17 protein-coding genes are annotated in these 20460 nt (G+C 71.7%); 9 read left to right on the top strand and 8 right to left on the bottom strand.

The genetic code is table 11. The features are described 5' to 3' along the window. The first annotated feature begins 36 nt into the window (after nt 1–36). The 3 genes from ACTT8P_RS25505 (at nt 37) to ACTT8P_RS25495 (ending at nt 2668) form a co-directional block, all read left to right on the top strand. Nucleotides 37–333: a hypothetical protein gene (locus tag ACTT8P_RS25505; protein WP_442834077.1), complete on the top strand. Its 297-nt coding sequence runs from the start codon at nt 37–39 to the stop codon at nt 331–333. A 166-nt stretch (nt 334–499) separates the two neighbouring features. Then, nucleotides 500–1474, top strand: coding sequence for an endonuclease/exonuclease/phosphatase family protein (locus ACTT8P_RS25500; protein WP_442834078.1), 975 nt, complete (start codon nt 500–502; stop codon nt 1472–1474). A 162-nt stretch (nt 1475–1636) separates the two neighbouring features. Beyond that, on the top strand, nt 1637–2668 hold the full coding sequence (locus tag ACTT8P_RS25495; protein ID WP_442834076.1) for a C45 family autoproteolytic acyltransferase/hydolase: 1032 nt from the start codon (nt 1637–1639) through the stop codon (nt 2666–2668). Here ACTT8P_RS25495 and kdgD read toward each other — a convergent pair. After that, nucleotides 2572–3492, bottom strand: coding sequence for a 5-dehydro-4-deoxyglucarate dehydratase (gene kdgD / locus ACTT8P_RS25490; protein ID WP_442834075.1), 921 nt, complete (start codon nt 3490–3492; stop codon nt 2572–2574). The genes ACTT8P_RS25495 and kdgD overlap by 97 nt on opposite strands. Nucleotides 3493–3535: 43 nt before the next feature. Next, nucleotides 3536–4684 (bottom strand): L-talarate/galactarate dehydratase, encoded by a 1149-nt coding sequence (locus ACTT8P_RS25485; RefSeq protein ID WP_442834074.1) that lies wholly within the window; start codon nt 4682–4684, stop codon nt 3536–3538. Nucleotides 4685–4758: 74 nt separating this feature from the next. Between ACTT8P_RS25485 and ACTT8P_RS25480 the strand changes: the two genes are divergently transcribed. The 3 genes from ACTT8P_RS25480 to ACTT8P_RS25470 all read left to right on the top strand — a co-directional run bounded on the left by ACTT8P_RS25480 (nt 4759) and on the right by ACTT8P_RS25470 (nt 8478). Further along, nucleotides 4759–5634 carry a LysR substrate-binding domain-containing protein gene (locus ACTT8P_RS25480; protein WP_442834073.1) on the top strand — a complete coding sequence of 292 codons (876 nt, stop codon included), beginning with the start codon at nt 4759–4761 and terminating at the stop codon, nt 5632–5634. 143 nt (nt 5635–5777) lie between these two features. Continuing rightward, nucleotides 5778–7115 (top strand): gluconate:H+ symporter, encoded by a 1338-nt coding sequence (locus tag ACTT8P_RS25475; protein WP_442834072.1) that lies wholly within the window; start codon nt 5778–5780, stop codon nt 7113–7115. Nucleotides 7116–7143: 28 nt separating this feature from the next. After that, complete coding sequence (locus ACTT8P_RS25470) at nt 7144–8478, top strand: enolase C-terminal domain-like protein (RefSeq protein WP_442834071.1); 1335 nt, start codon at nt 7144–7146, stop codon at nt 8476–8478. 40 nt (nt 8479–8518) lie between these two features. On the opposite strand, the gene ACTT8P_RS25465 is transcribed toward ACTT8P_RS25470, so the two are convergent. The 4 genes from ACTT8P_RS25465 to ACTT8P_RS25450 all read right to left on the bottom strand — a co-directional run bounded on the left by ACTT8P_RS25465 (nt 8519) and on the right by ACTT8P_RS25450 (nt 13220). Further along, the gene (locus ACTT8P_RS25465; RefSeq protein WP_442834070.1) at nt 8519–9355 is read right to left on the bottom strand and encodes an endo alpha-1,4 polygalactosaminidase; all 837 of its coding nucleotides are present in this window, start codon (nt 9353–9355) and stop codon (nt 8519–8521) included. 36 nt (nt 9356–9391) lie between these two features. Next, nucleotides 9392–11689 (bottom strand): FdhF/YdeP family oxidoreductase, encoded by a 2298-nt coding sequence (locus tag ACTT8P_RS25460; protein WP_442834069.1) that lies wholly within the window; start codon nt 11687–11689, stop codon nt 9392–9394. 33 nt (nt 11690–11722) lie between these two features. Continuing rightward, nucleotides 11723–12208 carry an SRPBCC family protein gene (locus ACTT8P_RS25455; protein WP_442834068.1) on the bottom strand — a complete coding sequence of 162 codons (486 nt, stop codon included), beginning with the start codon at nt 12206–12208 and terminating at the stop codon, nt 11723–11725. Between the two features lie 88 nt (nt 12209–12296). Continuing rightward, a complete protein-coding gene (locus ACTT8P_RS25450) occupies nt 12297–13220 on the bottom strand; it encodes a glycoside hydrolase family 16 protein (RefSeq protein WP_442834067.1) in 924 nt (307 codons plus the stop codon). A gap of 231 nt (nt 13221–13451) precedes the next feature. Here ACTT8P_RS25450 and ACTT8P_RS25445 point away from each other — a divergent pair, with 231 nt between their 5' ends. The 3 genes from ACTT8P_RS25445 to ACTT8P_RS25435 all read left to right on the top strand — a co-directional run bounded on the left by ACTT8P_RS25445 (nt 13452) and on the right by ACTT8P_RS25435 (nt 17954). Further along, on the top strand, nt 13452–14756 hold the full coding sequence (locus ACTT8P_RS25445) for an ATP-grasp domain-containing protein (RefSeq protein ID WP_442834066.1): 1305 nt from the start codon (nt 13452–13454) through the stop codon (nt 14754–14756). 12 nt (nt 14757–14768) lie between these two features. Continuing rightward, nucleotides 14769–16814 carry a CocE/NonD family hydrolase gene (locus tag ACTT8P_RS25440; protein ID WP_442834065.1) on the top strand — a complete coding sequence of 682 codons (2046 nt, stop codon included), beginning with the start codon at nt 14769–14771 and terminating at the stop codon, nt 16812–16814. Nucleotides 16815–16901: 87 nt separating this feature from the next. Further along, nucleotides 16902–17954, top strand: coding sequence for a YncE family protein (locus ACTT8P_RS25435; RefSeq protein WP_442834064.1), 1053 nt, complete (start codon nt 16902–16904; stop codon nt 17952–17954). Between the two features lie 4 nt (nt 17955–17958). On the opposite strand, the gene ACTT8P_RS25430 is transcribed toward ACTT8P_RS25435, so the two are convergent. Together ACTT8P_RS25430 and dacB are read right to left on the bottom strand one after the other, a co-directional pair. Then, the gene (locus tag ACTT8P_RS25430; protein ID WP_442834063.1) at nt 17959–18759 is read right to left on the bottom strand and encodes a GNAT family N-acetyltransferase; all 801 of its coding nucleotides are present in this window, start codon (nt 18757–18759) and stop codon (nt 17959–17961) included. A gap of 131 nt (nt 18760–18890) precedes the next feature. Then, nucleotides 18891–20249: a D-alanyl-D-alanine carboxypeptidase/D-alanyl-D-alanine endopeptidase gene (gene dacB / locus ACTT8P_RS25425; protein WP_442834062.1), complete on the bottom strand. Its 1359-nt coding sequence runs from the start codon at nt 20247–20249 to the stop codon at nt 18891–18893. Nucleotides 20250–20460 lie beyond the last annotated feature (211 nt).

The following is a 20460-nucleotide window of genomic DNA, read 5'->3' as shown; positions in this document are numbered from 1 at the left end:
GGCGCGGGCCCGGCGAAACGGGGTACGCGAAGTGGCATGGAGAAGAAACGAGCCCGCACCGCCGGCCGGGACACGGCCGTGGCACGGGCGAAAGGGACGATGAGTCTCATGCGCTGGTTCCGGTGGGTCGCCTCGCTGCTCACCGTCAGTTGGGCGCTGTCCTGGGTGAACAGCCTGATCACGGGCGCGCAGGGCGCGGACCGCTGGTGGCCCTTGCTGAGCGCCTTCCTCTGGGCCGGTCTGTCCGTGTACGCGTTCGTCACCTACCGGCGTACCCGCCGCGACCTGACCGGTGCGCGGCGGCCGGCCGGCCGGTCAGTGGCCCTGCGCTGACCCGGCGCCGGTGAGCGCGGGCGCGTTCATACGGTGTCGGTGACCAGGAACTCTTCCGACCGGGCCGGGCGTTGAACGGGAACCGGGACTGCCATCGGGGACTGCCCCGGAAGGCGAGGAGGGGAACCGCACAGTGGGGACGACGGGGGAGAGGACGCGGGCCGTGCTGTCCCGGCGGCCGCCGGGCGGCCGTGCGCGGGGCGACCGGCGGCGCGGCTCGGTCTGGAGCCGGGGGCGGCTGCTCGCCGCACTCGCGGTGCTGACCGCGGCGCTCCTGCTGTTCCACCGGGCCGTGCCCAACTCCGTGGGCCGGCTCGGGAGTCTGCTGGAGAGCTTCCTGCCCTGGCTCGGCCTGGCGGCCGTCGTCCTGCTCGCCCTGGCCCTGCTGCGCCGGTCGGCCACCGCGTCGATCGCCGTACTGCTGCCGGTGCTGGCCTGGGGGACCCAGTTCGGCGGGCTGCTGCGGCCCGGAGCGGAGTCCGGCGCCCGCGACCTGCTGGTGGTGCAGCACAACGCGAGCGACGAGAACGCCGATCCGGCGGGCACCGCCCGTGCCCTGGCCGCCGCGGACCCGGACCTGATAGCCCTGGAGGAGCTGGTCGCCCCGGCGCTGCGCGACTACGAGGAGACCCTCGCCCCCGACTTCCCGTACCACGTCGTCCGGGGCACCGTCGGCATCTGGTCGAAGCACCCGCTCACCGGCGCCCGGGAGGTCGCCATCAAACCCGCGGGGATCACCGAGTCCTGGCACCGCGGCCTGCGGACCGTGGTGCACACGCCGCACGGCGACCTGGCGGCGTACGTCGCCCACCTGCCCTCCGTCCGGGTCGGCGCGCGCGGCCTCGCCTCCTCCTGGCGCGACGAGAGCGCCGGTCTGCTGGGCGCGGCCATCGCCGCCGACGCCCTGGACCGGGTGCTGCTGCTGGGCGACCTCAACGGCACGGTCGACGACCGCGGCCTCGCCCCGCTCACCTCGCGCCTGGACATACCCGACAGCGGCTTCGCCTTCAGCTTCCCGGCCGGGTTCCCGCTGGCCCGGATCGACCAGATCATGGCGACGGCCGCCGTCGGCCCCATCCGCACCCTGCCCGCCACCGGCAGCGACCATCTGCCGGTCGCCGCCCGGGTCGCGCTGGGCTGACGGAGGTGTGACGAGGGGCACCCCGCTGCCCGCGCGGAGGGCGCTCACCCGGACGAAATGTGGCGCCGAGCCGCGGAAAAGAGGTAGGAAGCGGTCACGGAGGGCGGCCGGGGGCTCGCCCGCGCACCGAGGGGACGGGGAAACCGTATGGAGCGGCGCGGAATGACGTTCCGGGCGATCGAGATCGGTGACGGGAGCGACGGGCGCTGGGCCGCGCGGACCGGGCCGACCGTGGCGGGAGCCGAGGACTGGCTGACCGAGGAGGGCCGTACCCCCGAAGGGGCGGCCCGGGCCCGGGAACTGTTCGAGACGCACCTGCCCGAGCTGGTCCCGGCGCTCGACCGGCTCGCCGGACAACTGCCCACACCCCGGGCCGGGACGCTGCTCACCCTGGCCGCGGTACGGCCGTTCTTCTCCGCCTGCACCCAGACCGGCGCCGCCGGCACTCTGCTGCGGAACTACGACTTCGCCCCCGACCACTGCGAGGCGGTCATCGTCTCCTCCCGCTTCCTGCGGCCGGTGATCGGCATGCAGGAAGCGGGCTGGGGCCTGCTGGACGGGATGAACGACGCGGGCCTCGCCGTGTCGCTGACCTTCGGCGGACGCCAGGTGCACGGCCCCGGTTTCGCCATGCCCCTCATCCTGCGCTACCTGCTGGAGACCTGCCGAAGTGTCGAGGAGGCGGTCGGCCGACTGCGGACCCTGCCCGTCGCCATCCCCCAGAACGTCACCCTCGTCGACCACGACCGCGCCGTGACCGTCTACGTCGGCCCCGACATTCCGCTGACCGAGGCACCGGACGCCTGCGCCGCCAACCACCAGCGGCAGCCGGTGCCGGACGAACAGGAGCGGTTCACCCGGACCGCGGAGCGGCTGGCCGCCGTACGCGCGGCCGGGCCGGACGTGGCGGCGATGCTGCGGCCGCCCCTCTACCAGGAGGCGTACGACCAGTGGCTCGGTACGGTGTACACCGCCCACTACCGTCCCGCCGAGGGCCGCGTCACCTACCACTGGCCCGGCGCACACTGGGAGCAGTCCTTCGCGGACTTCTCCCAGGGCGAGCGCACCGTCCTCCTCGGCCTGCCGCGGCCGGCCGGTCAGGCGCCGGACACCTTGGCGATCAGGGCCGACAGGTCGTCGGACTCCGGCGCCGTCAGGTCGGTGAGCGGCGGGCGGACCGGGCCCGCGGAGTGACCGGTCGCGGTCATCCCGGCCTTGACGATGCTGACCGCGTAACCGGCCCGCCGGTTGCGGATCTCGGTGTACGGCAGCACGAACTGCGACAGCATCCGCGTGACATCGGCCTGCCGCAGGTCGCGCACGGCGGCGTAGAAGGCGAGGGCGAACTCGGGCAGGAAGTTGAAGATGGCCGAGGAGTACGTCGTCACGCCCAGCTGGAGGTAGGGCAGGGCGTACGTCTCGGCGGTGGGCAGGCCGCCGATGTAGGTGAGGCGGTCACCGAGCCGGGCGACGATCCGGGTCACCGTGTCGATGTCGCCGACGCCGTCCTTGTACCCGATGAGGTTGGGGCAGCTTTCGGCGAGCCGGGCCACGGTGTCGGCCGAGTACACCGCGTTGGCCCGGCTGTAGACGATCACGCCGAGGGAGGTGGCGCGGCAGACCGCCTCCACATGCCGGGCCAGCCCGTCCTGCGAGGCTTCGGTGAGGTAGGGCGGGAAGAGCAGGATCCCGTCGGCGCCCGCCCGTTCGGCGGCGGCGGCGAACTCGACGGCGGTCGCGGTGCCGTAGCCGGCCGGGGCCAGGATCGGCGTGCCGTCGAAGACGCTTTCGGCGGCGGCCGTGACCACCTGCTCCACCTCGAGCGGCGTGAGAGAGAAGAACTCGCCGGTGCCGCCCGCGGCGAACAGACCGCCCACGTCGTACTCGGCGAGCCGGACGATGTTCTCCCGGTAGGCGTCCTCGTCGAAGGACAGGTCGGCGCGGAAGTGGGTCACCGGGAAGGACAGCAGCCCCGAGCCGATACGGCGGCCGAGTTCTGCCGGGGTGAAGGACGTCATGGGAAGGCTCCTGTGAGAGTCGGGAAGAGAGACAGAACCGGGGTCAGGGCCGCGAGCCCGCTTCGTGCGCGGCGACCGTCCAGGCCCGGGCCCGGTCGCTGAGGGTGATGCCGAGACCGGGACGGGCGGGGACGAGCATGCGGCCGTCGCGGGTCCGGAGGCGCTCGTTGAACAGCGGCTCCAGCCAGTCGAAGTGCTCCACCCACGGCTCGATCGGATAGGCGGCGGCCAGGTGGAGGTGGATCTCCATCGCGAAGTGCGGGGCCAGCTGGAGCTGATGGTGCTCGGCGAGCGTGGCGAGCTTCAGGAACTGGGTGATGCCGCCGATGCGGGGCGCGTCCGGCTGGATGATGTCGCAGCCGCCGTGCCGGATCAGTTCGACGTGTTCGGCGACACTGGCGAGCATCTCGCCGGTGGCCACGGGGGTGTCCAGGGAGGCGGCGAGCGCGGCGTGCCCGGCCGCGTCGTAGGCGTCGAGCGGCTCCTCGATCCAGCCCAGGCCGAACTCCTCCATCGCCCGGCCCATGCGCTGGGCGGTGGGCCGGTCCCACTGCTGGTTCGCGTCGACCATCAGCGGCACGTCGGCACCGATGTGCTCGCGGACGGCGGTGAGGCGGGCCAGGTCGTGCTTCCCGTCGGGGTGGCCGACCTTGAGCTTGATGCCGCCGATGCCGCCCTCCAGCGACGCGCTGGCGTTCTCCAGCACCTGCTCGATGGGGGTGTGCAGGAACCCGCCGGAGGTGTTGTAACAGCGCACCGAGTCGCGGTGTGCGCCAAGCAGCTTGGCCAGCGGCAGCCCGGCCCGCTTGGCCTTGAGGTCCCACAGGGCGATGTCGAAGGCGGCGACGGCCTGGGTGGCCAGCCCGCTGCGGCCGACCGACGCCCCGGCCCACACCAGCTTGGTCCAGAGCCGGCCGATGTCACTGGGGTCCTCGCCGAGCAGCTCCCCGGCGATCTCCTTGGCGTGCGCGAACTGGCCGGGCCCGCCGGCCCGCTTCGCGTAGCCGAAGCCGATGCCCTCGTGACCCTGCTCAGTTGAGATCTCCGCGAACAGCAGTGCCACTTCCGTCATCGGTTTCTGCCGACCGGTGAACACCTTCGCGTCACTGATCGGCGTGGCCAGCGGAAGGGTCACCGAGGACAGCCGCACCCAGGCGATCCGGTCCTGCGCGGCCTCGTTCATGGTCGTCATGGGCCCGACGGTACGGTCGGCTTTGATTCACGTCCAACATAGATATTGGATGTACTGATACCTGGAGCGCATCGATGTTCACCCTGGCCCAGCTGACGAGCTTCGTGGCCGTCGCCGAAGAACTGCACTTCACCCGGGCCGCGGAGCGGCTCAGCATGACCCAGCCGCCGCTCAGTCGGCAGATCCAGCTGCTGGAGAACGAGCTGCGCGTCCAGTTGCTGGACCGCACCAACCGCACCGTGCGGCTCACCCCGGCGGGCCGGGCCTTCCTGGCCGAGGCCCGCCGCATCCTGCGCCAGTCCGAGCACGCCGCCCTCGCGGTGCGCCGGGTCTCCAGCGGCGAGGCGGGCACGATCGCCGTCGGATTCACCGCCGCCAGCGCCTACTCCGCCCTCGGCGGCCTGCTGGACACCGCCCGGGCGGCCCTGCCCGGCGTGGAGATCCTGTTGCAGGAACTGGTCACCCGCCGCCAGCTGGAGGCGCTCAGCGCCGGCTCCCTGGACCTCGGGCTGATCCGGCCCTCGGCCACCGGAGCCGACCTGCGCTCCCGCGCCGCCGTCAAGGAGGCGCTGGTGGCCGCGCTGCCGCAGGGGCACCCGCTGGCCGTCCCGGACGGACCCATGCCGATCGAGGACTTCGCCGGCCAGGAGCTGCTCATGTACTCGCCCATCGAGGCCCGGTACTTCCACGAACTGCTCATCAGCATCTTCCGGGCCGCCCGGGTGCGGCCGGTGTTCACCCAGTACCTCACCCAGGTGCACAGCATCCTGGCGCTGGTCAACGGCGGCTGGGGCATCGCCCTCGTCCCGGAGACCGCCGCGCACATGCGCTACGGCGGGATCGTCTTCCGGCAGGTGACGTTGCCGGAACCGCAGCCGGTCGAACTCCACCTGGTGTGGCGCCGGAACAACGACAACCCGGCCCTCGAAGCACTGCTGCAACACCTGTGACACAGGCCAGTCATGCGCGCAAGGTATCGCAACCAACAAAATTCGACATGGACGGGAATCGGAACGATCTCTACGGTCAGCCGGTAACCGCAGTTCGGTGCCGTTCGGCGGTCACTTGTCCCACAGTTCAAAGGGGAACTGACGTGCCACTTGTCGTAGTCGGCATCAGCGTTCTGGTCCTGCTGCTGCTCATGACCAGACTGAAGCTGAACGGCTTCGCGGCCCTCCTGCTGGTGGCGGTCGGCGTCGCCCTGGTGCAGGGCATACCGGTGACGGACATACCCGACATCCTCTCCGAGGGCATCGGAGGCCAGATCGGTGACACCATGCTCACCATCGGGCTCGGCGCGATGGTCGGCCGGGTGCTGGGGGACTCCGGTGCCGCCCAGCGCATCGCCGGCAAGCTCCTCGACGCGTTCGGACCCCGCGGGGTCCAGATCGCCATGGTCGTCACCTCGATGCTCATCGGCGTGACCATGTTCTACGAGGTCGCGTTCATCATCATCGTGCCGATCGCCTTCACCCTGGTCAGGGTCACCCGGGCGAACCTGCTCTGGGTCGGCCTGCCGATGTCGATCGCGCTGTCCACCATGCACAGCTTCCTGCCCCCGCACCCCGGCCCCACCGCGGTCGCCGCCACCTTCCACGCCTCGGTCGGACTGACCCTGTTCTACGGGCTGTTCATCGCGGTCCCGGTCGGCGCCTTCATCGCGCTGCTCTGGCCGCGGCTGCCGTTCGTCAGGGCGATGAACCCCAGCATCCCCAAGGGCCTGGTCTCCGAGCGCGAGTTCACCGACGAGGAGATGCCCGGACTCGGCTGGTCGCTGTTCGTGGCGCTCTTCCCGGTCGTCCTGATCGCCGGCGCCGCGGTGACCGACATGGCCACCTCCGCCGAGACCCCGCTGCTGCACACCGTCGCGTTCATCGGCTCCGCGCCGATCGCCCTGCTGCTGACCCTGTGCCTGGCCATCTGGGCGTTCGGCCCGCGGATCGGCCGCAGCCTCGCGGACGTCGGCGCCTCGTGCGGCTCGGCGGCGCAGGCGATGGCGATGATCCTGCTGGTGATCGGCGCGGGCGGCGCGTTCAAGAACGTCCTCGTCGAAGGCGGCATCTCCGACTACATCCAGGACGCCACCGACAGCTGGTCCATCTCCCCGCTCGTCCTGGCCTGGCTCATCGCGGTCATATTGCGCGTCGCCCTCGGCTCGGCGACGGTCGCCGTGGTCACCGCCTCCGGGGTGGTGCTGCCCCTGCTGGCCGGCAGCGGTACGCACGCGGAGATGATGGTGCTCGCCGTCTCCTGCGGCTCCATCGCCTTCTCCCACGTCAACGACCCCGGCTTCTGGCTGTTCAAGGAGTACTTCAACCTCTCCGTCATCCAGGCCATCAAGGTCCGCACCAGCTACACCACGGTGCTGTCGGTCCTGGGCCTGGGCGGCGTCCTGGCCGTCGAGTGGGCCCTCGACGTCCTGAGCCTGTGACCACCCCCCTACGTCAAGGATCCCCAGCATGAGCAAGAGCCAGCCGACCGTCACCGCGTTCGCCGTCTACCCGGTGGCCGGCCGGGACAGCATGGAGCTGAACCTCTCCGGCGCCCACGGCCCCTACTTCACCCGCAACATCGTCGTCCTCACCGACTCCGAGGGACGCACCGGGCTCGGTGAGGTCCCGGGCGGCGAGCAGATCACGCGCACCCTCCAGGACGCCGAGTCCCTGGTGGTCGGCGCGCGGGTCGGCGAGTACAAGCGGGTGCTGCGCGAGATCGGCGACCGGTTCGCCCACCGGGACTCCGGCGGGCGCGGCGCGCAGACCTTCGACCTGCGCACCACCGTGCACGCGGTCACCGCCGTCGAGTCCGCCCTGCTCGACCTGCTCGGACAGCACCTGGAGGTGCCGGTCGCGGCCCTCCTCGGCGACGGACAGCAGCGCGCCTCGGTCCGGGTGCTCGGCTACCTCTTCTACGTCGGTGACCCCGACCGCACCGACCTGGAGTACGTCCGCGAACCCGACGCCGACGACGCCTGGCACCGGATCCGGCACGAAGAGGCCCTCACCCCCGCGGCCATCGTCCGCCAGGCGGAGGCCGCCCACGGCCGCTACGGGTTCCGCGACTTCAAACTCAAGGGCGGCGTCCTGCCCGGCGCGGAGGAGGTCGAGGCCGTCCGCGCGCTCAAGGAACGCTTCCCCGAGGCGCGGATCACCCTCGACCCGAACGGCGCCTGGTCCCTGCGCGAGGCCGTCGACCTGTGCAAGCCCCTGGTCGGCACCCTGGCCTACGCCGAGGACCCGTGCGGCGCCGAGGGCGGCTACTCCGGCCGGGAGGTGCTCGCCGAGTTCCGCCGGGCCACCGGCCTGCCCACCGCCACCAACATGATCGCCACCGACTGGCGGCAGCTCACCCACGCCCTCGCCCTCCAGTCGGTGTCCATCCCGCTCGCCGACCCGCACTTCTGGACCATGCAGGGCTCGGTACGGGTGGCGCAGCTGTGCAACGCGATGGGACTGACCTGGGGCTGCCACTCCAACAACCACTTCGACATCTCGCTGGCGATGGTCACGCACTGCGGGGCCGCCGCGCCGGGGGAGTACAACGCCCTGGACACGCACTGGATCTGGCAGGAGGGCCTGGAGCGCCTCACCGTCGAGCCGCCGCGCATCGTCGACGGCGAGATAGCCGTGCCGGACGCCCCCGGCCTCGGGGTCCGGCTCGACCTGGACCGGCTGCTGGCCGCCCACGAGCTGTACCGGGCCAAGGCGCTGGGCGCCCGGGACGACGCGGCCGGGATGCGCTACCTGGTCCCCGACTGGACGTTCGACGCCAAGCGGCCCTGCCTGGTGCGCTGACCGGTCAGCCGCACAGCTCCCTGCGGCGGCCGTCGTGCCCTCACACGTCGTCGCAGGTCTCCCGGACGTGACCCGGGCGGCCGCCGGGCAGGACCTCGAGGTCACGCCGGACGATGCTGATCTCGTCGCCCCAGCCGTCACAAGCCGCTTTCAGGCCCTTCTCGTCGTACTCGATCACCAGGACCGCGGCACCGAACGCGTCGACGTAGTCCCCGCACTCCGCGTACTTGCCGCACTCCTCCGCCACCGCGAAGTCCAGCCCCACCCGCTCCCGGTCCCGGGCGAGCTGCGGAGTGTTCTTCTGGCCGATGGCCAGCCCCTCGGCATGGGCGTGGCCGGCGAGCAGCGTGAGGAACGCCTCGGCGGCACCGGCGCTCAGCAGGCCCTTGGGCGCCCGGGTGTAACTGTCGTAGTTGTCCGGCTCGACCGCGTCGTAGCCCTTGGCCGCGCACCCGTCGATCCAGCCGTTCACCCTCTCGGCGATCCGCTTCCGCTTCGCGCCGGTGCTGATGTCCAGCATGGCCTCGCCCCAGTCATCGTCCATCACGACCGCGCCGTCCGCGTCGCGCAGCAGCAGGTCGGCGTCCCAGTCGCCCTCGGCGTCCGGCTGGGCCTGGAAGGCGTTGACGTAGCAGATGTTGTAGCGGCCGGACGCCGGTTTCACCGTGTGGTCGCGTACGACGACCCGCACACCGTCGGGCGGGGTGTACGGGCCGCCGAGCTGGTAGTCGAACCCGGTGTGCGCGGGCGGTGGCGTCACCGTCGTACCGTCCGCGCCGCCGCCGTTCGCACACGCCGTGGCGAGCAGTGCGGTCAGGGCGGTGGTCAGCGCCAGGACGGCGGTGGACGGACGGCTGCGGAAAAGGTGGCTGCGCATGTCGCACAGAAACCTAATGGACGCCGAAACCGCATGTCACACCGGGGTGGTGGGCGCCTCCAGGCGCACCACCACCCCCTTGGACGCCGGCTGGTTGCTGACGTCCGCCACGTGGTCCAGCGGCACCAGGACGTTGGTCTCGGGGTAGTACGCGGCGGCGCAGCCGCGGGCGCTCGGGTAGCCGACCACGGTGAAGTCGGCGGCGCGGCGCTCCGTGCCGTCGGACCACACGCCCACCAGGTCCACCCGCGCGCCGTCGGCCAGCCCGAGCGCCGTGAGGTCGTCCGGGTTGACCATCACCACCCGGCGGCTGCCGTGGATGCCCCGGTACCGGTCGTTCGTCGTGTACGGGACGGTGTTCCACTGGTCGTGCGAACGCAGCGTCTGGAGCAGCAGGTGGCCCTCGGGCACCTCGGGCATCTGCCAGTCGTTGCGGCTGAACTGGGCCTTGCCGGACTCCGTGCCGAAGACCCCTTCGTTGACCGGGTTGGGCAGCCGGATGCCGCCGGGGCGGTCGACCCGCCGGTTGTAGTCGTGCAGCCCCGGCACGACGCGGGAGACGCGGTCGCGGATCGTGCCGTAGTCGGCCTCGAACCGCTCCCAGGGGATCTCCGCGGTGCCGTCCAGGGTGCGCCGGGCCAGCCGGCACAGGATCGCGACCTCGCTGAGCAGCAGCCGGGAGGCGGGTTCCAGCCGGCCGCGCGAGGCGTGCACCTCGCTCATGGAGTCCTCCACCGTGACGAACTGCTCGCCGGTGGCCTGGACGTCCCGCTCGGTGCGGCCCAGCGTCGGCAGGATCAGCGCCGTCTCGCCGCAGACCGTGTGCGACCGGTTGAGCTTGGTGGAGATGTGCGCGGTGAGCCGGCAGCGCCGCATGGCCTCCTCGGTGACCTTGCTGTCGGGGGCGGCCCGTACGAAGTTGCCCGCCACCCCGAGGAACACCTTGATCCGGCCCTCCCGCATCGCCTTGATCGAGTTCACCGCGTCCAGGCCGTGCTGCCGGGGCGGCTCGAAGCCGAACTCGTCGCGCAGCGCGTCGAGGAACGAGTCGGGCATCTGCTCCCAGATGCCCACCGTGCGGTCGCCCTGCACATTGCTGTGCCCGCGCACCGGACAGGCGCCGGCCCCGGCCCGGCCGATGTTCCCGCGCAGCAGCAGGAAGTTGACGATCTCCCTGATGGTGGGTACGCCGTGCTTGTGCTGGGTGACGCCCATGGCCCAGCAGACGATGACCCGCTCGCTGGCCAGCACGTCGTCGCGGACCTTCTCGATCTCCACCCGGGTCAGGCCGGTGGCGCGCAGGATGTCCTCCCACGCCACCGAGCGGGCGTGCCGGGAGAACTCCTCGAAGCCGGCCGTACTGGCACCGATGAAGTCGTGGTCGAGCACGGTGCCCGGACGGGCGTCCTCCGCCTCCAGCAGCAGCCGGTTCAGCCCCTGGAACAGCGCGAGGTCGCCGCCGACGCGGATGTGCAGGAACCGGTCGGCGATCTCGACTCCGCGTCCGATCACCCCGCGTGGCTTCTGCGGGTTCTTGAACCGCAGCAGCCCCGCCTCCGGCAGCGGATTGACCGCGATGATCCGGGCGCCGCCCCGCTTGGCCGCCTCCAGGGCGCTGAGCTGGCGCGGATGGTTGGACCCCGGGTTCTGCCCCACCACGAAGATCAGGTCGGTGTGGTGCAGGTCCTCCAGGCTCACCGTGCCCTTGCCGGTGCCCAGCGTCTCGTGCAGGGCGAAGCCGCTGGACTCGTGGCACATGTTGCTGCAGTCGGGCAGGTTGTTGGTGCCGAAGGCCCGGGCGAAGAGCTGGAGGACGAACGCGGCCTCGTTGCTGACCCGGCCCGAGGTGTAGAACACCGCCTCGTCGGGCGAGGCCAGTGACCTGAGTTCCCCGGCGAGCAGCCCGAGGGCGTCCTGCCAGCTGATCGGCTCGTAGTGGTCCGAGCCCGGCCGCTTGACCACCGGCTCGGTGAGCCGGCCCTGCTGGTTGAGCCACTGGTCGGAGCGTCCGGCCAGTTCCGTGACGGAGTGCCGGCGGAAGAAGTCGGCGGTGATCCGGCGGGAGGTCGCCTCGTCGTTGATGTGCTTGGCGCCGTTCTCGCAGTACTCGTTGACGTGCCGGTGCCCCGGGGTGGGGTCGGCCCAGGCACAGCCGGGGCAGTCGATGCCGCCCACCTGGTTCATGGTCAGCAGCGTCGTGCCGGTGCGCCGCACCGACGTCTCCTCCAGCGAGTACTGGAGCGCGTGCGCCACCGCGGGGGCGCCGGTGGCCCAGGTCTTGGGCGGCTGCACGGTGAGGTTCTCGGCCGGCTCTTCGCTCGGTGACTTCTGCATCAGGCGGCTCTCTCGTTCTGGTGAAGGGTCGGGTCAGCCGTGCGGCCAGTGCGGGACCAGGCTCCGGTCCGGCCGGTCCTCGGCCGGCAGGACATGACCGTCGCGGACGGTGCCCCGCCAGCCCCCCGACTCTTCCCCGAGCCCTTCGATGAACTCCTTGAAGTGCCCGAGTTCCGCGCCGAGCACGCGCCGCGTGATCCCGAGCGGGTCGCCGGGGCCGATCCGTACGGTGAGCGACGTCCGGTCCGGCGCGAGGGGGGTGAATTCCGCCGCGCCGTGCACGCGGGTACCGAGGACCCGCCAGCGCACCACCGTGTCCGGCCGCTGTTCCACGACCTCCGTCAGGAACTCCCGGCTGACCGGACCGAGCCCGATCTCCCAGCGGGTGAGGGTCGGCTTGATCTGCTCGACACCGCGCACCGCGGACACGAACCGCGGGAAGACCTTGAACTGGGTCCACTGGTTGTAGGCGGTGCGCACCGGCACCGCGATCTCGACCGTCTCTTCGATGGTGCCCATGACCCGCCTGTCTCCGAGCGCTCGTCCTCTTCCAGTCTCGGGTGCCCCCCGAGGGGCCGCCACATGTCTTGGTCCTGCCGCGTGAGTGTCACTTGGCCCAGACCCGCACGTAGTCGACCTGGAGGTCGGCCGGGGTCAGCGTCGGACCGCCGAAGGAACCCTGGGTGTTCTGCATGACCAGGTAGTGCGGCGAGCCGACGACACCGGAGGTCTCGGTGTGCACCGGCTGCCCGTCGTAGTACCAGGTGATCCTCCCGGGCTCCCACCGGTGCCCGAAGGTGTGCCAGCCGGTGCGGGCGCCGGACGGGCAGTGCCCCCGGTCGGTGCCGGTGGCGTGCCAGTACGAGCAGCTCTCGCCGGACAGTCCCTCCATCGTGTCGATCTCGCCGTCCCGGGGCCAGAAGTCGCCGGTGTCCCACAGCGCCGGCCAGTTCGCGACCGCGCCGCCCGTCGCCGGGACCCGGGCCCGGTACTCGACGGCGCCGTAGCTGTAGGAGAAGGTGCCCATCGTGTTCACGTGCGCCCCGGTGTGCCGCCGGGTCTCCCCCTTGCACGAGGCGTCGGCACCGGTCAGCCGCAGGTGCAGCGCGCCGCCGGACACGCTGACGTTCCGCGCGTCGTAACAGGCGTCCTCGGCGTCGTTCACCGGGCCGGTGACGCCGGTGCCGAACCAGCCGGTGTGCCACTTCGAGGTGTCCAGCGAGGTCCCCTCGAACTCGTCGGAGAACCGCCGCCGCCACCCGCCGGACGCGTCCCACGACGGCCCGTCGGCGCTCTCCGGCACGGGAGCGGCCGCCCCGACCTTCAGCGTGATCGACGGCAACGGATGCCACCCCCCGTCCGCGTCCCGCCACGAGCCGAACATCGTGTACGAGCCGGCGGCGAACTCCCGCGCCCCCGAGGTGAAGGTGTGCCCCGACGGACACAGCCGTACGCCGGACTCCGCGCCCGGGAAGTCGTGACGGCGGCCCTCGGCGTCGCGCACCGCGACCGTGACCCGGGACGCGGTCACGCACCGCTCGGCGGCGATCTCCAGCCCGACGGATCTCCGTTCGCCGCGGTGGCGAGAGAAAGGGCCGACGCGGTGACCGCGCCGGCGGCGACGAGAGTGCCGATCCGTAAGAGGCGCGGTTTCTTCGGCCTGGCGTGCCGGGACGTGGTTCCCATCGCTGATTCCCCTCCGGTGTGGCGAGGTTGGCCGGAACGAGGCCGGGTACTTGGCCCATTCTGGAAGGGAGAGCCGTTGTCTGCTGAGGAAAAGAAGAACATTTTCGTGGTCGGCCTGGACGAGGCCAACCTGCCCACGCTCCAGGCGGTACCGGGCGCCGAATCACTGGAGTTCCACGGCCTGTTGACGGTCGGGGAACTCCAGGACGGAGAGGTGTCGCTACCGGAAGTGATCAAGAAAGCGGAGCGCGTTCTCGACGCCTTCGACGGAAGCGTCGACGCGATCGTCGGCTACTGGGACTTCCCGGTCAGCACCCTGGTACCGATCCTGGGCGAACGCTACGGCACCCGCACCACCAGCCTCGCCTCCATCGTCAAGTGCGAGCACAAGTACTGGAGCCGGGTGGAACAGCGCAAGGTGACCGACGCCCTGCCGCGCTTCGGCCGGGTCGACCTGGCGGCCGATCCGCCGCCGGTCCCGGACGGCCTGCGCTTCCCGATGTGGCTCAAGCCCGCCCTGTCCTATTCCTCCGAACTCGCCTTCGGGGTCAAGGACGAGGAGGAGTTCCGCAAGGCCGCCGCCGAGATCCGCGAGGGCATCGCCCGGGTCGGCCGCCCCTTCGAGCACATCCTCGACCAGGTCGACCTGCCGCCCGAGATGGACGGCGTCGGCGGCCGGGTGTGCCTGGCGGAAGAGGCGCTGACGGGCATCCAGGTCGCGGTGGAGGGCTACGTCCACCAGGGCGAGGTGACCGTGTACGGCACCCTGGACTCCATCGACTACCCCGACTCGCCGTGCTTCCTGCGCCACCAGTACCCCTCGACGCTGCCGCCCGAGATGATCGCGCAACTGCACGACGTCACCCGGCGGGTGATGACCCGGATCGGCTTCGAGGCGGCGACCTTCAGCGTGGAGTACTTCTACGACCCGAAGACCCAGCAGGTCAGCCTGCTGGAGATCAACCCGCGCCACTCCCAGTCGCACGCCGAGCTGTTCCAGTACGTCGACGGGGTGCCCAACCACCACGCCATGCTCGCCCTCGCCCTCGGCACCGACCCCGCCATGCCGCACGGCCGGGGCGACTACGCCATGGCGGCCAAGTGGTACTACCGCTGGTTCACCGACGGCGTGGTGCGCGACGTGCCCTCGGCCGAGGACATCGCCCGGATCGAGCGCGAGCTACCGGGGGTGCGCGTGCACGTCATACCGGAGGAAGGGCAACTGCTGTCGGACCTGCCCCAGCAGGACAGCTACAGCTACGAGGTGGCGCACATCTTCACCGGCGGCGCCGACGAGGAAGACCTGCGCCGCAAGTTCGACAGTTGCGTGGCCGCCCTCGGGCTGCGGATCGACGAGCCCGGGGAAGGACCGCGCCAGTAAGGAGGCCGCCGCATGCGTCATGTGACCCATCTGCCGTACGCGACGAAGGAAGAGGAACACGTCGTCGTCCCCATGTCCGACGGCATCCGCCTGTCGGCCCGGATCTGGCGTCCCACCTCCTCCGACCACGACCCCGTGCCGGCCGTCCTGGAGTACATCCCCTACCGCAAACGCGACCTCACCGCGGTCCGCGACTCCGTCCACCACCCCTATCTGGCCGGGCACGGCTACGCCTGCGTCCGCGTCGACCTGCGCGGCACCGGCGAGTCGGAGGGTGTCCTGAAGGACGAGTACCTGGAGCGCGAGCAGCAGGACGCGGAGGAGGTGCTGGCCTGGCTCGCCGAACAGCCCTGGTGCGACGGGAACACCGGGATGATGGGCATCTCCTGGGGCGCCTTCGCCGCCCTCCAGGTGGCCGCCCGGCAGCCGCCGAGCCTCAAGGCGATCGTCATCGCCTCCTTCACCGACGACCGGCACGCCGACGACATGCACTACATGGGCGGGGCGATGCTGTCGGACAACCTGGCCGAGGCGGGCACCATGTTCGCCTACGGCACCTGCCCGCCCGACCCGGCCGTGGTCGGCGACGCCTGGCGCGACATGTGGCTGGAACGCCTGGAGCACACCGAGCCCTGGGTCCTTCAGTGGCTGCGCCACCAGCGCCGCGACGACTACTGGCGGCACGCCTCGGTCGGCGAGGACTACGCGGCCGTACGCTGCCCGGTGCTCGCCTCCAGCGGCTGGGCGGACGGGTACTCCAACGCGGTCACCCGGCTGCTGGCCAACCTCGACGTGCCCCGCAAGGGGCTGATCGGCCCCTGGTCGCACAAGTTCCCGCACCTCGGTGAGCCCGGCCCGGCCATCGGCTACCTCCAGGAGGTGGTGCGCTGGTGGGACCACTGGCTCAAGGGCGCGGACAACGGTGTGATGGACGGCCCGATGCTGCGCACCTGGATGCAGGACAGCGTGCCGCCGTCCACCTCCTACGAGGAACGGCCCGGCCGCTGGGTGGCGGAACCCACCTGGCCCTCCCCGAACGTCCAGCCCGTCACCCACCCCCTGGTCCGGCACCGCATCGCACCGCCCGGGGAGCCCCTGGCCGCCGGTGACGGTGACGGTGACGGTGACGTGCTCACCGTGCAGTCGCCGCTGTCCGTCGGCCAGTTCGGCGGCAAGTGGGCCTCCTACAACGCGCCCCCGGACCTGCCCTATGACCAGCGCGAGGAGGACGGCGGCTCGCTGGTCTTCGAGACCGAGCCGCTCACCGAGCCGCTGGAGATCCTCGGTTCACCGGCCGTGGACCTCGACCTGAGCGTCGACCGGCCCCTCGCCATGGTGGCCGCCCGGCTCTCCGACGTCCGCCCCGACGGCGCCGCGACCCGGGTGACGTACGGCCTGCTCAACCTCACCCGGCACGACAGCACCGAGCACCCCGAACCCCTGGAGCCCGGCCGCCGCTACCGCGCCACCGTCCACCTCAACGGGGTGGCGCAGACCTTCCCGGCCGGGCACCGGGTCCGGCTCTCCCTGTCGACGTCCTACTGGCCGCTGGCCTGGCCCCCGCCGCACCCGGCCCGGCTCGGCGTCCGCGAGCACACCAGCACGCTCACCCTGCCGGTCCGGCCGGCTCACGCGCCCGACGGCACCCCGGCCGACCCGTTCGGCGAACCGGAGGGCACCGAGCCCATCGCCGTCACGTCGCTCACCCCGCCGGAGGAACGCTGGGAGGTCAAGCGCGACCTGGTCGACTACCGCGCCGCGCTGGACATCGTGAAGGACCGCGGCACGGTCCGGTTCGAGGAGATCGGCCTGGACGTCGGCCGCCGTGCCCACGAGCGCTACACGGCCGTCGCCGACGACTTCACCTCCGTCAGCGGGGAGTCGACCTGGACCATGACGTTCCGGCGCGCCGACTGGGACGTCCGGGTCGTCACCCACACCCGGCTCACCTGCGACGAACGGGACTTCCACGTCGACGCCACGCTCGACGGCTACGAAGCGGACCGGCGGGTGTTCTCCCGTACCTGGAACGAGACGGTCCGCCGCGATCTGCTGTAGCTTGCCTCTCCGCTGAAGATCCTATTAGCTTAGGCTTACCTAAGCTTTACTTGGGGATTGCCTTCAGCCTCCGGAGAGACCGCACCGATGCCTGCCCTCAACCGCCGTGCCCCGCTGACCACCGCGAGCGCCCTGGCCCTCGCGGTGGTCGGCGCTCTCGTACCGCCGGTCACCGCGGCGGCCACGCCCGCCCCGTCCGTCACCTCGGCACCGCTCGCCCCGGGCCTCTACCAGTCCGCCTACTCGGAGCGCAACGACGTGCTGTGGGCGACGGCGTCGGTGGGCCAGCCCCCGGCGGCGGTCACCCGGTCCCGGCTGCTGCGGATCGACCCGGACACCCTGGCGGTGCAGGCCGCCTACGACGCCCCGCTCGACGCCGCCGACGGCACCATCGAGGCGGTCTACGGCATCGACGTCGACGACGAGCACAACACCGTGTGGGTCACCAACACCCGCAACGACAGCGTCGCCGTCTACAGCCAGCGCACCGGCCGGCACCTGGCCACCGTGCCCGGCGTCGCGCACGCCCGCGAGGTCGTCGTGGACGAGCGGCGCGACCTGGTGTGGGCGACGGCCTACGGCACCGGCTCGGTCGTCGCCTTCGACAGCCGTACGTACCGGGAGGTCCGGCGGGTCACCGTGGCCGGGGCCGGCCCGACCGGGCTGGCGGTGGACGAGCGGACCGGAGCCGTGCACGCCGCCGACTTCACCCACGACCGCATCCTCCGCGTCGCGCCGGGCTCCGCCATCGCGCGGCTCATCCCCACCGGCGACGGCCCGCTCTCCGTCGTGCTGTCCGCCGACGGCCGCACCGCCTACACCGCCGACCAGGGCGCGGGCACCATGTCGGCCGTCGATCTGCGCGAGGGCGCCGTCACCCGGACGGTCCGCACCGGCGAGGGCGCCAAGTCCGTGGCCACCGACCCTCGTTCCGGCCGGGTGCTGGTCGTCAACCGGCTGGCCGGCACCGTCTCCGTCGTCGCCCCGAGGCCGGGAACGGTCCTGCGGACCATCGCCACCGGGGCCCTCCCCAACCACGTCCAGGTGCGCCCCGACGGCACCGCCTACGTCCTGGACAAGTCGGCCTCCGGACCGGGCGGCGAGGACCGCGTCACCCGCGTCGCCCCCGCCGCCCGCTGAGCCGTCAGCCGTCCAGCCCGTAGAAGCGGATGCGCGAATTCGGGCGGAAGCCGATGCGCGGGTACACGGGCGCGCCGGCCTCCGTGGCGTGCAGGGTCGCCCGGGTCAGTCCGGTGGCCCGGGCGCCCTCGTGCAGCGCCTTGCGGGTGACGGCCTCGCCGTAGCCCCGCCGCTGCCACCCGGGGTCCGTGGCGACCAGCGCGACGAAGAGCCGGCCGTCCGCCGCCACGGTCCCGGCGCACGACACCGGGACGCCGTCGCGCAGGCCGAGATAGGCGTACACCTCGTTCTTCCACAGCGTGCTGCCGGCCAGGCCGTCGCGGCCCTCGGCCAGGTCGAAGCCGTACGCGCGGGAGTTGAGGTCCGCGTACGCCGTGAGCTGGTCGTCGGAGCGGACCCGCACGAAGGTCAGGTCGGGATGGACCGGGTCGGGCACCGGGAGCAGGTCCCCGGCCATGCCGGTGCCGGGGAAGGCCAGCCGGAGCCCGGCCCGCCCGGCCGCGTCGTCGAGGCAGCCGCGGGCCCCGTCGTCCAGCAGGTCCTCGAAGAGCCAGAGGAAACCGGGGTGCCGCTTGGACCGCATGATCTCCGCGGCCCCGGCCAGCCGCCGGGCCGCCAGCGCCGGGCCGGCCCCCGCCTCGGTCAGCGTGACGCAGTTCCAGAACGCGAACCGGCAGTCCGCCCAGCGGACGGCGATGCCCGGCAGGTCACGTACGTCTGCCCCCGGGGCGCGGTCGAGGACCATGGCCCGCCAGACTGTGGCGAGCTGCTCCATCGACTCGGTCGACTCCGCGAGATCCTTCACCGAAACTCCTCAGACACTCGGGTGGGTGGAGAGCTGTCGCAGGAGTCAACGAGCGGGCGGGGGTCTCGGGTTCACGCGTCCGCGCGCCGCCGGTGGGCGACGCGCGGACGGACCGTGCGGTGGGGGCCGGCTCAGGCCCAGCAGCCGTTCACGGTGGCGGCGAGGCCGTCCATCGCGTCCTTGATGTCGGCCGGGTCGGCGGTGGAGTTGTTCTCGATGAAGGAGAAGATCCGCCACTCGCCGTCGTCGGTCCGGGTCACGCCGCTGAGCGCGATGGCCCCGGTGAGGGTGCCGGTCTTGGCCTGTACCTTGCCGACGGCGCACTCGGAGTTCGCGTCGTCGAAGCGGCCCCACTCCGGGCCGAGGCTGGAGCCGGCCTCGCCGGCCACCGGCAGACCGTCCAGGATCGAGCCGAGGGCGGGGGACTCGGTGATCGCGTCGAGGAGCTGCGCGAGGGTGGCGGCCGGTATGCGGTCGGCCCGGGAGAGGCCGCTGCCGTCGTACATCTCGAAGTTGTCCAGCGAGATGCCGTACGAGCTGAGCACCTGGCGGACCAGCTCGACGCCGCCCTCGAAGGTGGCGGGCCTGCCCAGCTCCACGGCGGTCATCCGCAGCAGGGTCTCGGCGATGTTGTTGTCGCTGGTCTTCAGCATCTGCTTGACGATGGCCGACAGCGGCGCCGACTTGTGCTGCGCCACCGGCACGTCGGACTGCTTCGCCGTCGCGCGGCTGACCTCGCCGTCGACGGTGATGCCGTTGGCGGCGAGCTGCTTGGCGAAGACCTCGCCGGCGTCGATCGCCGTGTCCTGGACGGCGGCGCCGTCGACCACCAGGGAACGCACCGGCGTCACCTCGGTGGGGTAGTAGCCCTCGTTCCAGCCGTTGGCGAGGGTCGGCTCGGCGAACAGGCTGTCGTCCACCCGGACCTTGACACCGGTCAGCCCCGCGGCCTTGAGGCCGTCGACCGCCGTCTTCGCCATCTCGGCGAGATCGTCGCTGGTGAGGGTGCGGTCGCCGCCGCCGACGAGGGTGAGGGTGCCGTCGCCGTAGACGACCTTCGTGGTGAACTCGTGGTTCGCGCCCAGCAGGGTCAGGGCGGTGGTGGCCGTGGCCAGCTTGGCGTTGGAGGCGGGCATCAGCGCGGTGGAGCCGTTGTGGTCCCACAGGGCGGTGTCCGAGTCGGCGTCCAGGACCACGCCGCTGACGTCGGAGCCCAGGCGGTCGTCGGCGACCCGCGCGGTCAGGTTCTTGACCAACTGCGCGTCGTCGGCGTCGAGACCGTCGACCGAGACGCCCTGCGTGGCCGTCGCGGTGCTGTCGCCGGCGGCGAAGGCCGAGGTGCCGGCCAGCGTCGCGGAGGCCACCGGCACGGCCATCGCGAGCACGAGGGCGCGGCGCGCGCCGACCCGGCTCACTCTTGCCTTGCGGTGCCGGCGGCGTCCGCCGGGGGCGAAGGTGCTTGTGGGGGTTTCGTCTGGCGTACCAGTCATAAAGTGAAATCCAAGGATCGGGTACATCGTTCTGCGGGGGTGGAACGGCGGGCACATTACCAGCCGTCACATGGCCGACAAGGACGCCGAATGATTGCGTGTGAACGACTTGCGGCGAACTATGACCGTCCGGTGATGACGCAGCCCGGGAGGCCCGGAAATAGGCTCCCGACAGTGCCGCAGCACCGTTCTTTTTGACACCGAGTAAATT

Source organism: Streptomyces sp. JW3, from assembly GCF_052216785.1.
Classification (GTDB): domain Bacteria; phylum Actinomycetota; class Actinomycetes; order Streptomycetales; family Streptomycetaceae; genus Streptomyces.
Note: the sequence above shows the minus strand (reverse complement) of the source record. Positions and strands in the feature narration are given on the sequence as shown.

Excerpts from the sequence above, each read along its gene's own strand:
- ACTT8P_RS25505 (WP_442834077.1), top strand. The coding sequence starts at position 37 with ATGGAGAAGAAACGAGCCCGCACCGCCGGCCGGGACACGGCCGTGGCA.
- ACTT8P_RS25495 (WP_442834076.1), top strand. The coding sequence starts at position 1,637 with ATGACGTTCCGGGCGATCGAGATCGGTGACGGGAGCGACGGGCGCTGG.
- kdgD (WP_442834075.1), bottom strand. The coding sequence starts at position 3,492 with ATGACGTCCTTCACCCCGGCAGAACTCGGCCGCCGTATCGGCTCGGGG.
- ACTT8P_RS25485 (WP_442834074.1), bottom strand. The coding sequence starts at position 4,684 with ATGACGACCATGAACGAGGCCGCGCAGGACCGGATCGCCTGGGTGCGG.
- ACTT8P_RS25480 (WP_442834073.1), top strand. The coding sequence starts at position 4,759 with ATGTTCACCCTGGCCCAGCTGACGAGCTTCGTGGCCGTCGCCGAAGAA.
- ACTT8P_RS25470 (WP_442834071.1), top strand. The coding sequence starts at position 7,144 with ATGAGCAAGAGCCAGCCGACCGTCACCGCGTTCGCCGTCTACCCGGTG.
- ACTT8P_RS25465 (WP_442834070.1), bottom strand. The coding sequence starts at position 9,355 with ATGCGCAGCCACCTTTTCCGCAGCCGTCCGTCCACCGCCGTCCTGGCG.
- ACTT8P_RS25460 (WP_442834069.1), bottom strand. The coding sequence starts at position 11,689 with ATGCAGAAGTCACCGAGCGAAGAGCCGGCCGAGAACCTCACCGTGCAG.
- ACTT8P_RS25455 (WP_442834068.1), bottom strand. The coding sequence starts at position 12,208 with ATGGGCACCATCGAAGAGACGGTCGAGATCGCGGTGCCGGTGCGCACC.
- ACTT8P_RS25440 (WP_442834065.1), top strand. The coding sequence starts at position 14,769 with ATGCGTCATGTGACCCATCTGCCGTACGCGACGAAGGAAGAGGAACAC.
- ACTT8P_RS25435 (WP_442834064.1), top strand. The coding sequence starts at position 16,902 with ATGCCTGCCCTCAACCGCCGTGCCCCGCTGACCACCGCGAGCGCCCTG.
- dacB (WP_442834062.1), bottom strand. The coding sequence starts at position 20,249 with ATGACTGGTACGCCAGACGAAACCCCCACAAGCACCTTCGCCCCCGGC.